The 14,639-nt window shown below is 40.2% G+C and carries 15 protein-coding genes; 8 read left to right on the top strand and 7 right to left on the bottom strand.

Going from position 1 to position 14,639, the window contains the following annotated elements; genetic code table 11:
- Window positions 1-117 precede the first annotated feature (117 nt).
- Window positions 118-612: a hypothetical protein gene (locus AN389_RS06700; protein ID WP_055018086.1), complete on the bottom strand. Its 495-nt coding sequence runs from the start codon at window positions 610-612 to the stop codon at window positions 118-120.
- A 103-nt stretch (window positions 613-715) separates the two neighbouring features.
- On the opposite strand from AN389_RS06700, the gene AN389_RS06695 reads away from it, so the two are divergent.
- Window positions 716-1,252: a thioesterase family protein gene (locus AN389_RS06695; RefSeq protein WP_055015838.1), complete on the top strand. Its 537-nt coding sequence runs from the start codon at window positions 716-718 to the stop codon at window positions 1,250-1,252.
- 60 nt (window positions 1,253-1,312) lie between these two features.
- On the opposite strand, the gene AN389_RS06690 is transcribed toward AN389_RS06695, so the two are convergent.
- On the bottom strand, window positions 1,313-1,966 hold the full coding sequence (locus AN389_RS06690; protein WP_055019488.1) for an OmpW family protein: 654 nt from the start codon (window positions 1,964-1,966) through the stop codon (window positions 1,313-1,315).
- Between the two features lie 261 nt (window positions 1,967-2,227).
- Here AN389_RS06690 and dapE point away from each other — a divergent pair, with 261 nt between their 5' ends.
- Window positions 2,228-3,412, top strand: a complete 1,185-nt coding sequence (gene dapE, locus AN389_RS06685) for a succinyl-diaminopimelate desuccinylase (RefSeq protein ID WP_055019493.1) — start codon at window positions 2,228-2,230, stop codon at window positions 3,410-3,412.
- Window positions 3,413-3,453: 41 nt separating this feature from the next.
- On the opposite strand, the gene AN389_RS06680 is transcribed toward dapE, so the two are convergent.
- Window positions 3,454-5,160, bottom strand: coding sequence for a lysophospholipid acyltransferase family protein (locus tag AN389_RS06680; protein ID WP_055018087.1), 1,707 nt, complete (start codon window positions 5,158-5,160; stop codon window positions 3,454-3,456).
- A gap of 161 nt (window positions 5,161-5,321) precedes the next feature.
- Here AN389_RS06680 and AN389_RS06675 point away from each other — a divergent pair, with 161 nt between their 5' ends.
- Together AN389_RS06675 and AN389_RS20535 are read left to right on the top strand one after the other, a co-directional pair.
- Window positions 5,322-6,239, top strand: coding sequence for a glyoxylate/hydroxypyruvate reductase A (locus AN389_RS06675; protein WP_055015835.1), 918 nt, complete (start codon window positions 5,322-5,324; stop codon window positions 6,237-6,239).
- A gap of 96 nt (window positions 6,240-6,335) precedes the next feature.
- Window positions 6,336-6,476, top strand: a complete 141-nt coding sequence (locus AN389_RS20535; RefSeq protein ID WP_162838342.1) for a hypothetical protein — start codon at window positions 6,336-6,338, stop codon at window positions 6,474-6,476.
- 137 nt (window positions 6,477-6,613) lie between these two features.
- On the opposite strand, the gene smrA is transcribed toward AN389_RS20535, so the two are convergent.
- The 3 genes from smrA to AN389_RS06665 all read right to left on the bottom strand — a co-directional run bounded on the left by smrA (window position 6,614) and on the right by AN389_RS06665 (window position 8,113).
- A complete protein-coding gene (gene smrA, locus AN389_RS06670) occupies window positions 6,614-7,195 on the bottom strand; it encodes a DNA endonuclease SmrA (RefSeq protein ID WP_055019487.1) in 582 nt (193 codons plus the stop codon).
- Between the two features lie 128 nt (window positions 7,196-7,323).
- Entirely contained in the window at window positions 7,324-7,569 is a 246-nt protein-coding gene (locus AN389_RS20655) for a hypothetical protein (protein WP_082429328.1), read from the bottom strand.
- 106 nt (window positions 7,570-7,675) lie between these two features.
- Entirely contained in the window at window positions 7,676-8,113 is a 438-nt protein-coding gene (locus tag AN389_RS06665) for a hypothetical protein (RefSeq protein ID WP_055019486.1), read from the bottom strand.
- A gap of 102 nt (window positions 8,114-8,215) precedes the next feature.
- On the opposite strand from AN389_RS06665, the gene AN389_RS06660 reads away from it, so the two are divergent.
- Window positions 8,216-8,599, top strand: a complete 384-nt coding sequence (locus tag AN389_RS06660) for a response regulator (protein ID WP_055015832.1) — start codon at window positions 8,216-8,218, stop codon at window positions 8,597-8,599.
- Window positions 8,600-8,669: 70 nt separating this feature from the next.
- Here AN389_RS06660 and rpsT read toward each other — a convergent pair whose 3' ends face one another.
- Window positions 8,670-8,930 carry a 30S ribosomal protein S20 gene (gene rpsT, locus AN389_RS06655; protein ID WP_004588355.1) on the bottom strand — a complete coding sequence of 87 codons (261 nt, stop codon included), beginning with the start codon at window positions 8,928-8,930 and terminating at the stop codon, window positions 8,670-8,672.
- 294 nt (window positions 8,931-9,224) lie between these two features.
- Here rpsT and murJ point away from each other — a divergent pair, with 294 nt between their 5' ends.
- The 3 genes from murJ (at window position 9,225) to ileS (ending at window position 14,632) form a co-directional block, all read left to right on the top strand.
- Window positions 9,225-10,763: a murein biosynthesis integral membrane protein MurJ gene (gene murJ, locus AN389_RS06650; RefSeq protein WP_055015841.1), complete on the top strand. Its 1,539-nt coding sequence runs from the start codon at window positions 9,225-9,227 to the stop codon at window positions 10,761-10,763.
- An 84-nt stretch (window positions 10,764-10,847) separates the two neighbouring features.
- Entirely contained in the window at window positions 10,848-11,774 is a 927-nt protein-coding gene (gene ribF, locus AN389_RS06645) for a bifunctional riboflavin kinase/FAD synthetase (protein WP_055018089.1), read from the top strand.
- A 29-nt stretch (window positions 11,775-11,803) separates the two neighbouring features.
- Window positions 11,804-14,632 carry an isoleucine--tRNA ligase gene (ileS, locus tag AN389_RS06640; RefSeq protein WP_055019485.1) on the top strand — a complete coding sequence of 943 codons (2,829 nt, stop codon included), beginning with the start codon at window positions 11,804-11,806 and terminating at the stop codon, window positions 14,630-14,632.
- The last annotated feature ends 7 nt before the right edge of the window (window positions 14,633-14,639 follow it).

The following is a 14,639-nucleotide window of genomic DNA, read 5'->3' as shown; positions in this document are numbered from 1 at the left end:
TGTAAGTCATTAGAATAACGCAGGAGCAGTTATCGAGCCCACTAGGTTACAAACCTCGCGCCGCGATTTAATCGCCCCTAGGTTGAACAAATTTCAATCCGCAAAGGTCAACACGCCCTAGTTTTTAGTGCCCATGTTTTTTGTAACTCCATCAATGGCGATTGTTTCTATGCCATTTTCATCAAAATTAATCACTATGCTTGCGTTATTACGAGTAAAAAAGTAACTGCGGCCATTGAGCTCAATCACGTAATTGCCTTTTACGGGGTCTTTAAATTGCTGCTTTTTTAGACTGACAGTATGTTTACCTATATGCCATTCAAACGTTTCAATAAAGCCATTATTAAACTCTTGTACCCACACTTGGCTATCATCTTTAGCTAACGTGATTGCCACCGAGTATGAATTAGGTAATTGCGACATATCGTAGCTTTTATTTCCTATTGTAAATTTACCCAGTTGCTGCTGCCATGCAAACCCAAAATTAAATGGTTTTTCTATGCCTGTGGGGTAACTCACCGCGCCTGAGCCTTTAATTGTAAAATCGGCCAATGCGCTGGGGCTAATGCATAATAAACTGATGGTAAAAAGTGTCGCTAATTTATATTTCATACTATGACTTTTTTATATTTATAATTTGAGAGTAAAACGGAACATTCGCCTTAACAAGTGGTTATGTTACACTGAGTTAACTTTATACTGGTAAGACCTTCTCGTGAACTTATATATTAGACTTCTTTTATTATTTTTTAAAATTAAGCGCAACCGTGACTACCAACAGTTACTTGATACGGTAGATATTGATTACAAAGCACTACCCACAGATTGCGATATAAACCTGCATCTAACAAATTCGCGTTATTTGGCGATGATGGACTTGTCGCGCACCTGGATGATTGAGCGAATAGGCTTATTAAAACAAGTAATGAAGCGCCGTTGGTTTCCAATAGTTAATGCGACAGCCATCACTTATATTCGCGATATTAAACCTATGCAGCGTTATACCATCAGTACCCGGCTGGTGGGGTGGGATCATAAATATTTTTACATTGAACAAAAATTTCATTCTGCGCGTGGCCTGCACGCTATAGCGTATGTGCGTGGTGTGTTTAAAAACAAAAAAGGCATAGTTTCTATTGAAGAAATGCTTGAAGTAGCCGAGTTTGATGGCGTGGCGCCTATTTTGCCAGCTGAAATTATGCATTGGAAAGAAATGCTTGAGCAAAAAAAGGTGAATAACCTGCCTAAATAATTTTCATAAAATAAGGCCTTTCGGCCTTAAACACATAGAACATAGGCACTGCACACTTAACTAAAAGTTGTACCTTACACCAAACATAGCAACGACTGGGTCAAGCTCAACGGTTGATGTAAGGGCTTTTGCTCCGTTTGCATACACTGTGGCATCGGTATCTATATCAATTATTGATACCATAGCATGTAGCCCCCAATGTTGATCGATTTTATAGTTAGCGCCTACTTGTGCTATAAAGCCAAACGAATCATCGAGTTTTACTTCAACATCATCAGTACCTAGGGTTGCTTTTAGCGCTTGTGAAGGCTGCTCGTCAAAAAAGGTGGTGTAATTTAACCCTACACCAATAAACGGTCGTAGCGCGTAACTGGTATCTAAAAAGTGGTATTGCGCAACCAATGATGGCGGAAGCTGTTTTATGTCGGCAATCTTACTGCCCGCTAGCCCACCCGCGCCATTTACATCGTGCGAAAACGGCGTAGCGGCAATAAGTTCTACCACCCACTTATCGTTAAATGCATAGTCGATTGTAATACCTAGCTGCGTGTCAGAGTCGCCTTTAAGGCCCAGTGTTGGCGCTTCGTTAATGGCCGAGCTGCTGTTATCTGGATTTACATTAATAGCGCCAACATTAATGCTTAAGTTAGCGTGTGCCGTAGGGGTCATAGCTAGTAAAGAGGTAAGTAATGCAATGCTGATTTGGGTTTTCATGTTGTGCTCCAATAACTACTTTTTGATTGCCGCTATTATTACAACCTCCGAGCGTTAAAAACCTGTTCTAGATCAAAGTTTCAAAAATGTTTGAAGCATGTGAATCCTTTTATTGATTTAGATTAAAGTTGCTGCAAAAAGTATTTTAATTAATTGACACTGCTATGTATTTAACAGTCATCGCACTGTATTAACTTTGCCATTATTTGGTCATATTAGCGCGCTTTAATAATCTCTCTTATGGTTATTGAGTGTGTTGTTATGTCTTTTGCAAAAGTATCGCAAAACAGTGTAAGTAAACCTTTAAGCGCGGTGGTCAAAAATACGCAAACGCTTATTAGGTTTGAATCTGTAACGCCTCACCAAGGCGGTGCCATAGATTGGCTTAGCAATGAGTTAGCTGCGCTTGGTTTTAACTGTGAGCAGTTTATGTGTGAAGACGTTACCAATTTAATTGCCTACATTAATTTTGAGCTAGAAGGGCCTTGTGTTGCGTTTTCTGGGCATATTGATGTTGTACCTGCAGAGTCGGGCAACTGGTTAAGTCCGCCTTTTGCCGGCAATATTATTAATAATGCCGTGTATGGGCGTGGCGCTGCTGATATGAAAGGTGGCGTGGCGGCTATGCTAGGTGCCACTAAGGCACTATTAAATGATACAAAAAATAAAAAAGGGCGTTTTTACTGGCTTATCACCTCCGATGAGGAAGGCGAGGCAGAATTTGGCTCAGAGGTAATAGCCACGTGCCTTGCAAAAAATAATATACAACTTGATGGCTGTATTGTTGGTGAACCGACAAGCTCTGCACACGTAGGCGATACAATTAAAAATGGTCGCCGAGGCGCTATATCGTCTCGTATAAAAGTACATGGCAAGACTGGACATGTTGCCTACCCGCAGAACACTATAAATGCGGCGCATATTGCGGGTAATATTGTAAATTGTTTAAGCAATTTAACATGGCCTGAAGATGAGCCAAGCTCTAAAACCACCTTGCAAGTGACTGGTATTAATATAAATAATGTTGTTGATAATCTAGTGCCTAGTGAGTGCGAAATTACCTTTAATGTGCGATATAGCCATGGTTATACAAGCAGTACAATAAAGCAGTGTATATCAGCGGCACTGAGTGAGTACGCTCAGCACCTTGATGTTGAATGGGAGCGAGCGTGTGAGCCCTATTATACAGCACCAACAAACGGGTGGAGTTTATTACAGCAGTTAGAGCACACCATTTATGCGCAAACAGGAAACTACCCCATGTTAAGTACCAGCGGTGGCACGTCTGATGGGCGATTTTTTGCAAACCAGCATACCCAAGTTATTGAGTGCGGAGTTAAAAATAGTACCATTCACCAGGTAAACGAGCATGTTCCAGTTGAGGATTTACTTAAAATTGAGGCCATTTATACCGACTTATTAGCGCGGATTTTTAGCCATAAATAGGCCTTATAAAAATAAACAGCGAGAATTACCTCGCTGTTTGACTAACCTAAATAGCGCTTAGCTTTATTTTCTTTTACGTTTTGTAAGTCTACCAGCACTAACCCATCAATACAGTTGTTAAAGTCGGGGTCGATACTAAAGCTTAAAAACTTTACGCCACCAGGCTGACACAGTTCGGTATATTGTTTAAATAGGGTGGGAACGTGTGCACCCATATTGGCCAGTACGTGTTTTAATTCTACAAAGTCTTCTTTTACATCATTGCCATTAAAAACAGTTTTACACTGAGTAAGTTGTTGTTCGCTTAATTTAAACTCGTTATTAGGGGTGGCGAGGTGCTGCTCTGATTTATAATAATGTTGATAGTAATACACGAGCATGGCTTTTGCTTGTTCAGGCAAGGCGTTAGAGACGCTAACTGCGCCAAATAAGTAACGATATTGCGGGTAGTTTTTAATAAATGCACCAATACCATACCACAAGTAGTCTAAACTTTTTCGCCCCCAATACTTAGGTTGCACAAAACTGCGACCAAGCTCTATACCTTGTTCTAAATACGGTTGCATTGCTTGTGTGTAACTAAATAAACTATCGGTGTATAAGCCTTCTCGGCCATGTTTATTTATTATTTCCTTTGCACAAGCAAGGCGATATGCCCCCACTAATTCTAATTGCGTAGGATCCCATAGCACTAAGTGTTGATAATCCATATCATATTTGTCAATATCGCGGCGTTTACCGCTGCCTTCACCTACCGCTCGAAAGGCAATTTCTCTGAGCCTCCCAAGCTCTCTAAACACCGCTGAGCTACCCGTGTATTGATATAAATGAATATGCATACCATCTTGTGTTTTACCTAATAACTGACAACTCTCTATGGCTTTTTTTAGCTCTTTGCGGCACTCGGGTATTGCAATAGGGGTTTGGGTTTTAAGGGGAAGGGGCTTTTTAGTGGTAAGGCGATAAAGTTGCTTGCGAATGAGGTTAACGATTTCTTTATCTTTTAAATTTTCGATTAAATATGATTCAGGCGGAATGGAAGCGCCAATTTCAAACTCTAATGACTTTTGTCGCTGCTTAAACATTTCTTTTACTAATAATAAGCTCGCAAGCGGCTTGTAAATCATTGATGTACCATAAAAGAGTGGGCTGTTTTTAGCTTTTATATAAATAGGTAAAATAGGGCTGTTTGCTTTTTTAGCCATGCGTAAAAAGCCACTGTTCCACTTGCAATCTTTAATTCCGGTAGGGCTTAATCTAGAGACTTCGCCGGCAGGAAAAATTAACAAAGCACCTTCATTTTTTAAGTGTTTTTGAATATTGCCTAATTCTTGTTTTTTACTGGTTCCAGATAAGTTATCTACTGGCAACAGCAATGAATGCATAGGGGTAACAGACATTAGCATGCGATTAGCAACCACTTTTAAGTCTTGCCTAACGCTTGATAGTACCTTTATCAGTGCGAGCGCGTCGAGCGAGCCAATGGGATGGTTAGCTACAATTACTAATTTACCTTCGCTGGGTATATTTTCAATTTGCTTTGGTTTGTAGCGGGTATCAAAGTCAAGTTCATCAAGTACTTGTTCAACAAATTCTAGCCCTTGTAAATGAGGGTAAGCATCGCCAAAGGCAACAAATTCTTGTTCATGTAATAAGTAGCCAAGCCCTTTTTTAACTAAACCTTTTACTTTAGGGGAGTTCTCTAACTGTGGTAAGTTTGCTGCTATTACTTTATCAACGCTTATCATATTAACCTCATTTACAATTTGGCCTATTCGCCATCCTGTTTAGAGTAAAAAAAGGGTGTGACATTTACTTTGCAGTAGTGTGACTTTTTAAAGAGTAAATAACCAAGAGTACATTTACTCAGTGAGAAATATAAAATTATTTAAGCTTATTAGGAGTTTACATGTCAGTTTTAGTTGCCATTACAGGGCGTGATAATACAAAGTTAATCGCAAGGCTAACTGAGTTGCTACCAAATGAGACCATTGAAGAATGGCCATCGTGTAAAAACCCCAGTGATGTAGAGTTTGTACTCGCCTGGAATGCCCCAAATGACTTGTGGCAACAATTGCCTAATTTAAGAGCTGTTTCTTCATTTGGAGCTGGTGTGGATAGTATTAATCTGTCGCTATTACATGAGCATGTAGATGTGGTGCGTATTGTAGATAAACAACTAGCTGACGATATGGCAGAGTATGTACTAACCCATGTGTTAGCTCAAAAGCTACGCTTACAAGAGTACTTTGTTAGGCAATCGCAAGGTAACTGGAAACCCAAACGCGGTTACAAATATAAGCATGTCGGTATTTTGGGGTTTGGTGAACTCGCAAAAGCATGCGCAGATAAGCTACTTATTAATGGCTTTACGCTAAGCGCATGGTCTAAAACGGCTAAAGAGAGTCAACATGTTAAGCTATACACTGGAACAGGGCTTGATGAAATGTTACCTCAAATAGATTTTTTAGTGTGTTTATTGCCACTAACTGACGAGACGAAAGGCATCATAAATGCACAATTATTAGCAAAGCTTCCCAAACACGCCTGCGTAATAAATGTAGCAAGAGGGCAGCATATTATTGAATCGGATTTATTATCAGCTTTAGATTCAGATAATCTAAGATCAGCAACCCTAGACGTGTTCACTGAGGAGCCATTACCGAGTTCACACCCATTTTGGCAGCACACTAAAGTGACTATCACACCACATTGCGCAGCAATATCAGACTTAAATAGTGTGGCAATACAAATAGCAGAGAATATTAATCGCTTAAATAGGGGGCTTAAGTTAAACAATCGTGTTAATAGAACAAAAGGTTATTAATAGATAACAAATTGGTTTAGAAAACACCTTGTTAACATTTGTAATTTTAATTAATGTAGAATTTAAACACCAAAATAAAAATAATAAGAGTGACGTATGAAATCAAGTCAAGGCGGAGTAAAACTAAGTTTAGTGGTGGTTTCTATTATTGTGTTGGGCGTTTCTGCTTGGTTAAACCAAGCGAGTGCCGATCAGTTACCTCAAAGTGGCAACGCACAGTCAACGCAAAGTGAGTAGTTACACTCTTCAATATGCTCTAAAAAGGGAACTCTTTTAATTCATTCATGGCTAAGCCTGAATGTTCAAGAGTATCCCTCCTTTCATATAACCTTACAATTGCTTTAGCTTGTTTTAATTATCTAGCAACAAGCTAGTTAATAGCGCTTAGCATGGTTCTCTCGGTTTTCGTGTTTTTTCTCATCACTTTTTTTAAGTAATACGTAGGTTGCACCACTGCCACCGTGATGTTTGAGGGCGGTATGATAAGCTAAAACTGCGGGTAGCGCCTGTAGCCACTTATTAACATAGCTTTTAAGTATACCGGGCTTCGCTTTATTTTTTATGCCAATACCATGGCGCACTAATACAACACGAATGTTTCGTTGATGGCAATCAGTGATAAAGTTAAATAATGTTGTACGGGCATTTTTAAGTAGCTGGCCATGTAAGTCTAATGTGGCATCAACTTGGTACTTTGCTAAGCGTAAGTTTTTAAAAACAGCGCTTTGTACACCGTCTTTTTTAAAGCTTAATAATGCATGTGGGTCTAATAGTTCTACATGCTCAGTTTGTAAGTAATTTTCATCATTCGCGAGGCTAAGCTCAGCAGCTTTGCGTTTCTCTTGTTGTGCAAGGGTGACACTGGGATTACTTGCAAGAGGAGTTACAGTATCGTGGTTTATAGGTGTTACATCTTCCATAGAAGATAAAAATAAATCAAAATCAGATAAAGACATAGTAAGACCTAAATGAGGATTAATACGCGGTAAATATTATCTTAGTTCAATCTGTTCCCCAAACCTTTTAATTTTTTAAATAAAAAAGCCCAGCAAGGCTGGGCTATAAAATATTCTAAGGGGAAATGTTAATTCTGCGTTACATTAAACTGCCCAAACGTATACACTTTGAACAAATAAAATGTATTGATCAACACTAAACTCATATTCGAAATAACACTCGACGACATCAAATCCAAGCTAAAAGACAAAAATAACAGTCCACACGCACTAATGGCGGCAACGCGCAGTATTGTTATATTATTAATAAAGAATGCACCTAGTCCTAGTGCAAGTAATACAGTGTTTAAAAGCCAATCTAGCTCGTTTAGCATGGTCGTTTCAATAGTTCAGTTGTTGAAAAAAGGAGCGCCATTATGGTGATCTTTTGCACACCTTTCAACCAAGTAATTTTAAATTTTCAGATTAGTTTTTTTAATGTTAAATGTAGCTAGTCAATGCAGCAAAAAAGCCATTATTTTTTATTAGTTGGTACTTTTGACAGTTTTGCGGCACCTTCATATCTGCGCATAAATAAAGGGCATTACGCTTCTCGTCTAGTTGCGGGTGTAAGTTTGAGTCAAGCAGTGTACGGCCATAACCAAAAACGCCAGGCCAATAAATACTTTCGCTTACTAACCCTAATTTTTTATAGGTGAGCAAAGTTGGTTTTGGAAAAATAATGGCTACAGCAAAAATTATAGCCAACGTAATAAGTAACCCTTTTTTAGACTTTACTGGCTGCTCTGCTGGGGGAGCTATTGGGTTAGCTGAAGATTGCGGTGCTGTTTGCGACCTATTGCGAGGCTTTTTTACAGGGGGTTTTCTTTTTTGTGGTGTTTTACCAAGCAATGATTGTTTTTTTGTATTGTTTGACATAAAGCAAATCTGGCCTTTTGAGCTTAGGTCTCTATAATAAAATGATTAAATATCTAGTTATATAATAACTTATACAATGCTTTTAGCCTACGAGGAAGATACATGGATACGCAGCTATCAATTTTAATAGTGGATGATGTTAGCACAGTGCGTAGTTTTTTGAGCCAAACGCTCATGCACTTAGGAATAGAAAACGTTAAAGAGGCTTCAACGGCTAAACAGTGTATTAGCGAATGCCAGGCTGCTAATTACAATATGATTTTTTTAGATATAGAACTGCCTGATGGTGATGGTAAAGAGTTAATCGCGCAAATTAATAATATTAACCCTGAGACTAATGTGGTGATGGTGTCGGCCCATTCAGCAGTAGAAAACGTGAAAGAAGCCATTGATAAAGGTGCTAAAGGGTTTGTAGTAAAGCCATTTACACCTAAAAAAATAGCAGCCATGTTGAAAAAGTTTTATCCCGATCTAGAAAGCGTTTAGTCATTTTTTAAGCACTAAACTGTAGACATAAAAAAACCGGCCTAAGCCGGTTTTTTAATCATAAAACAAATTATAGCGCTTTAATTTTAGCTGCTAAACGGCTCTTATGACGAGCTGCTTTGTTTTTATGAATTAGACCCTTAGTTGCGTAACGGTCTAGGATAGGTGTAGCAACAGAGAAAGCTTGCTGTGCAGCTTCTTTATCGCCAGCTTCAATAGCAGCGGTTACTTTTTTGAAGTAAGTACGCATCATTGAACGACGGCTTGCGTTGTGCTGACGGTTTTTTTCGCTAGTGATAGCGCGTTTTTTTGCAGACTTGATGTTAGCCAAGGTTTGCTCCTAACAATCTTAAATAAAGCTTAAATTAAAGGCCGTGGAATATGCCTGTTTTTATCATGAATGTCAATGTAAATTTAACAATTCAAGAAAAACTGCTCCTTATAACGAACATCAATTTGCCGCTTCAGCAGTTAATATCGCTATTGTAACAAAGCACAGACGCCCAGCCTAGTGCTTTAAAGCGATTTATAAAAAAGACTGTGGCATAATTGCCTCAATTAAAGGTTTTTAAGTAGGTTTAAGGTGTCAAAAGGATTATTTCGCTCCGGTATGATTGTAAGTGCTATGACAATGATATCGCGTATTTTAGGGTTAGTACGAGATGCCGTCGTTGCAAACTTATTAGGTGCAAGTGCTGCTGCCGATGTTTTTTTATTTGCTAACCGTATTCCCAATTTTTTACGACGTCTATTTGCAGAGGGGGCTTTTGCTCAGGCTTTTGTGCCTGTACTTAGCGAAATTAAAGAACACCATGGTGATGATAAAGTTAAGTTATTTGTAGCACAAGCGGCTGGTACGCTGGGCACTATTTTACTGTGCGTAACTATTTTTGGCGTTGTTGCCTCACCTGTTATTGCCGCGTTGTTTGGAACCGGCTGGTTTATTGATTGGTGGCAAGGAGGACCCAATGCAGAAAAATTTGTGCTAGCAAGCTCATTACTAAAATTAACCTTTCCGTATTTGCTATTTGTAAGTTTAGTGGCACTTAGCGGTGCAGTAATGAATGTATATAATCGCTTTGCAGTGGCTGCTTTTACGCCCGTATTACTTAATGTTTCTATTATTACCTGCGCTATTTTATTGCACGACAAATTTAGCGTTGGGGCATATGCGTTAGCCGTTGGTGTATTTGTGGGTGGGGTGGTGCAATTGTTGTTTCAGTTACCATTTTTATACCGCGCAAAAATGTTGGCGCGCCCGCGCTGGGCTTGGCAAGATGAAAACGTTAAAAAAGTGCGTAAGCTTATGTTGCCGGCCTTATTTGGTGTGTCGATAAGCCAAATTAATCTTCTACTCGATACTATGATTGCCTCGTTATTAATGACGGGGTCTATCGCATGGCTTTATTACTCGGATAGATTAATTGAGTTTCCACTTGGTTTATTTGGTATTGGTATTGCCACTGTTATTTTACCTGCACTTTCTAAATTACATAGCAGTAAAAAACGCAGCGATTTTCAGCATACGCTGGATTGGGGAGTGCGTTTTGTCATCTTTTTAGGCATACCCGCTATGGTCGGGTTAATGATTATAAGCCCGCTTATTATTACTGTGCTGTTTGATCATGGCGCATTTAAGGAGGCGGATGTTGATCATGTTAAAGCGGTAAGTTTAGGGGTGGTCGCCTACTCGGTAGGGTTAGTTAGCTTTATGCTTATTAAAGTCTTAGCGCCGGGTTTTTACTCGCGCCAAGATACTAAAACGCCTGTGCGCATTGGAATTATTACGTTGGTACTTAATATGGTATTCAATATAATGTTAGCCCCATTTATTGGGTATTTGGGGCTTGCTTTAGCAACGTCTATGTCGGCCAGCTGCAATGCCTTTTTACTTTACAGGCAACTAAAAAAAGAAAACGTGTATCAGTTCTCTGCTATGAGCCTACGCTTTACCATAAAATGCATAGTGGCAAGCTTAGCCATGGGCGCGCTAACTTGGTATGTCAGTAGCCGTTATTATTGGGCTACATGGCACTTTCATGAGCAAATAATGTTGTTAATTGTACTGTTGGTGGTTGCTGCAATAAGTTACTTTGCAGTGCTGTTTTTACTTGGCGTAAGACTAAATACGATAAAAAGTGTAGCAACTACTGAATCAAACTAAAAAAAAGATTATAATCGGCAGCCCTGTGGTTTTGAACAATTTTAAACTCGTTAATAATACTCGCTGAAAAAGGCATTAGGTGGCATGGAGTTAATTAGAGGTATACACAATATTCGAGCGCAACATTATGGTTGCGTATTGACTATTGGTAATTTTGACGGTGTGCATTTAGGCCATGGTGAAGTGTTAAAAGGGCTGTTAGCGGATGCCAAAGCACATAACTTACCCAGTACGGTGATGTTATTTGAGCCACAGCCGCAAGAGTTTTTCGCCAAAAATAATGCACCTGCTCGACTTACTCGGTTACGCGATAAACTTAAGCTGCTTAGTAACTTAGGTATTGAGCGCGTTATTTGTATTAGCTTTAATCAACAATTTGCCAATATGCACGCTGAGCAATTTGTTAGCGATATTTTAATTAAAAAGCTAGGTGTAAAAGCATTAACAGTAGGCGATGATTTTAAATTTGGTAAACAGCGCCAAGGGGATTTTAATTTACTGCGCAGTATGGGCAAACAAGCGGGCATGGATGTAAAAAGCACCGCGAGTTTTCGCCAATTAAATGCTAGAGTAAGCAGCACACTAATACGTGAAGCATTAGCAGCAGGCGACTTAGAAAATGCTAAGTTAATGCTAGGGCATAATTATGCTATTTCAGGACGTGTAATACATGGTTGGAAAAGAGGGCGAGAGCTTGGTTTTCGAACTGCAAATATAGCGCTTAAACGCCAAGTTTGCCCTGTAAATGGGGTGTTTGCTGTAAAAGCAAACATTGCCGGCAAGCAGGTTTATGGGGTAGCCAATATTGGTAATAAGCCCACTTTTAATGGAACGCGTGCTTTGTTAGAAGTTCACCTTTTTGACTTTGCACACGATATATATGGACAGTTTATGCACGTGGAGTTAATTGAAAAACTTCGCGATGAGAAAAAATTCGAGACATTAACACAGTTAACGGCACAAATAGCAACCGATGTTGCCGCCGCAAAACAGTGTTTTGGTTTAAATTAGGTAGCCGATAGATACGGAAAGTAGGATTAATGAGCGACTACAAACATACTTTGAATTTACCGGAAACACAGTTTCCAATGCGTGGCAATTTGGCACAACGTGAACCAAAAATGCTTAAAGCATGGTATGAAGACGACCTGTACGGTCAAATTCGCAGCGCTAAAAAAGGTAAAAAAACCTTTATTTTGCATGACGGTCCTCCGTATGCAAACGGCGATATCCATTTAGGCCACTCAGTAAATAAAATTTTAAAAGACATTATTGTAAAGTCTAAAACTTTATCTGACTTTGATGCCCCTTACGTGCCTGGTTGGGATTGTCATGGCTTGCCAATTGAGTTAATGGTTGAGAAAAAAGTAGGCAAGCCTGGCGTTAAAGTAACTGCGAGCGAGTTTCGTGAAAAATGCCGTGCTTACGCTAAAAAGCAAGTTGAAGGTCAAAAAGTAGACTTTAAACGTTTAGGTGTGTTTGGCGATTGGGACAAACCTTACCTAACAATGAACTATGACTTTGAAGCAAACGCCATTCGCGTGCTTGGCCGTATTATTAAAAATGGCCACCTTCATAAAGGTGCAAAGCCTGTGCATTGGTGTACAGACTGTGGCTCTGCACTTGCAGAGGCAGAAGTTGAGTACCAAGATAAGCAATCACCAGCAATCGATGTGCGCTTTACTTTTGCAGATCAAGACGCGGTTGTTAAAGCTTTTGATTTAGCAGAAGGCCATGAAGGACAAGGCAGTGTAGGCACTGTTATTTGGACTACAACACCGTGGACCTTACCCGCTAACCGTGCAGTAGCTGTTCATGCAGATTTAGAGTACGCCTTAGTACAAGTCGATGATGAAGGGTCGCAGCAACGTTTAATTTTAGGCTCAGAGCTTGTTAAAGATGCAATGGACCGTTACGGGTTTAATCATTTCCACGTACTAGGTTATGTTAAAGGTGCAGCACTAGAGAATTTACAGGTTGCTCACCCATTTTACGATTTTGATGTACCGGTCATTGTAGCAGATCACGTTACTACTGAATCAGGTACGGGTGTGGTTCATACTGCGCCAGGTCATGGTCAAGAAGATTTCGCGGCAGGCTTAAATTACAATCTTGAAGTAGCAAACCCTGTAGGCGCTAATGGTGTTTACCTACCTGATACAGAATTATTTGCAGGTCAGCACGTATTTAAAGCAAACGCCAGTGTAATTGATGTATTAACAGAGCGTGGTGCCTTAATGCACCATCATGCGCTTACGCATAGCTACCCGCATTGCTGGCGCCACAAAACACCTATTATTTTCCGTGCTACACCGCAGTGGTTTGTAAGCATGGATCAGGCTAACTTACGCCAAGACTCGTTAAGCGAAATTAAAAACACTCAATGGTTGCCAGAGTGGGGCGAAAGCCGCATTGCAAACATGGTTGAAGGTCGCCCAGATTGGTGTATTTCTCGTCAACGTACTTGGGGTGTGCCAATTGCTTTATTTGTTGATAAAGACACCGGTGCTTTACACCCAAATACGCAAGAACTGATAGAACAAGCTGCAGAACTAGTAGAAAAGTCAGGCATTCAAGCGTGGTATGACCTAGAGCCTGCCACCTTGTTAGGCGAAGACGATGCCAAGCAATACATGAAAGTACAAGATACGTTAGATGTATGGTTTGATTCGGGCGTAACACATGCCTCTGTTGTTGATGCACGTGAAGAGTTAGTTGGCCCAGCGGATTTATACCTAGAAGGCTCTGATCAGCACCGTGGTTGGTTTATGTCATCAATGATGACCTCAGTTGCTATTAACGGTCACGCTCCTTACAAGCAAGTACTAACGCATGGCTTTACCGTAGATGAAAACGGCCGCAAAATGTCAAAATCGTTAGGCAACGTTATTTCACCACAAAATGTGATGAACAAACTTGGCGCTGACATTTTACGTTTATGGGTTGCTTCAACCGATTACACGGCAGAAATGACCGTATCGGATGAAATATTTAAACGCTCTGCCGATCGCTACCGTCGTATTCGTAACACAAGCCGTTACTTATTAGCTAACTTAAGTGGTTTTGATCCTAAAACAGACCAAGTTGCTGTTGATGACATGGTTGAGCTTGATAAGTGGATTGTTGGCCGTGCCGCCCAATTACAAGAAGAAATTTTAGCAGCCTACGATAGCTACCAAATGCTATTAGTAACGCAAAAGCTAATGAACTTCTGTACAGGTGAGCTGGGTTCATTCTACTTAGATGTAATTAAAGACCGCCAGTACACAGCAAAAAGCGACAGTCATGCACGTCGTTCTTGTCAAACGGCGCTTTACCACATTGCAGAAGCAATGACGCGTTGGATGGCGCCAATTATGAGCTTTACAGCGCAAGAAATTTGGGAAGCATTACCGGGCGAGCGTAGCGATTACGTATTTACATCGGTATGGTACGACGGTTTACATGCACCGACAAACAGCCAATTTAGCAACGATGACTGGCAAGCGATTCTAAATGTACGTGACGAAGTAAACCGTGTACTAGAAGCAGCCCGTAAAGAAGAAGTGATTGGCGCAACGCTGCAAGCAAGTGTTAACTTATATGCCGAAAAATCATTGGCTGATAAGTTAGCAGCATTAGGTGATGAGCTACGTTTTGTATTACTAACCTCTGCGGTTACTGTATCTGCAGTAGATAGCCAGCCAAGTGATACACAAACAACCGAAATTGAAGGTTTATACATTAGCGTAGCAGCCACAGATGCAACTAAATGTGAGCGTTGCTGGCATTACAGCGACGATGTAGGCTCTGAGCCTGCACATCCTGAAATTTGTGGTCGTTGTGTAAGCAATGTTGACGGCGAAGGTGAAAAGCGTCAATTCGCTTAGGAGTTTT

It is taken from the genome of Pseudoalteromonas sp. P1-7a (genome assembly GCF_001401855.1).
Taxonomy (GTDB): Bacteria; Pseudomonadota; Gammaproteobacteria; order Enterobacterales; family Alteromonadaceae; genus Pseudoalteromonas.
This window is presented reverse-complemented; position numbering and strand designations above follow the sequence as displayed.

What these genes read in the sequence shown, in the direction of transcription:
- AN389_RS06700 (WP_055018086.1), bottom strand. Translation starts at nt 612, where the DNA reads ATGAAATATAAATTAGCGACACTTTTTACCATCAGTTTATTATGCATT.
- AN389_RS06690 (WP_055019488.1), bottom strand. Translation starts at nt 1,966, where the DNA reads ATGAAAACCCAAATCAGCATTGCATTACTTACCTCTTTACTAGCTATG.
- dapE (WP_055019493.1), top strand. Translation starts at nt 2,228, where the DNA reads ATGTCTTTTGCAAAAGTATCGCAAAACAGTGTAAGTAAACCTTTAAGC.
- AN389_RS06680 (WP_055018087.1), bottom strand. Translation starts at nt 5,160, where the DNA reads ATGATAAGCGTTGATAAAGTAATAGCAGCAAACTTACCACAGTTAGAG.
- AN389_RS06675 (WP_055015835.1), top strand. Translation starts at nt 5,322, where the DNA reads ATGTCAGTTTTAGTTGCCATTACAGGGCGTGATAATACAAAGTTAATC.
- AN389_RS20535 (WP_162838342.1), top strand. Translation starts at nt 6,336, where the DNA reads ATGAAATCAAGTCAAGGCGGAGTAAAACTAAGTTTAGTGGTGGTTTCT.
- smrA (WP_055019487.1), bottom strand. Translation starts at nt 7,195, where the DNA reads ATGTCTTTATCTGATTTTGATTTATTTTTATCTTCTATGGAAGATGTA.
- AN389_RS20655 (WP_082429328.1), bottom strand. Translation starts at nt 7,569, where the DNA reads ATGCTAAACGAGCTAGATTGGCTTTTAAACACTGTATTACTTGCACTA.
- AN389_RS06665 (WP_055019486.1), bottom strand. Translation starts at nt 8,113, where the DNA reads ATGTCAAACAATACAAAAAAACAATCATTGCTTGGTAAAACACCACAA.
- AN389_RS06660 (WP_055015832.1), top strand. Translation starts at nt 8,216, where the DNA reads ATGGATACGCAGCTATCAATTTTAATAGTGGATGATGTTAGCACAGTG.
- murJ (WP_055015841.1), top strand. Translation starts at nt 9,225, where the DNA reads ATGACAATGATATCGCGTATTTTAGGGTTAGTACGAGATGCCGTCGTT.
- ribF (WP_055018089.1), top strand. Translation starts at nt 10,848, where the DNA reads ATGGAGTTAATTAGAGGTATACACAATATTCGAGCGCAACATTATGGT.
- ileS (WP_055019485.1), top strand. Translation starts at nt 11,804, where the DNA reads ATGAGCGACTACAAACATACTTTGAATTTACCGGAAACACAGTTTCCA.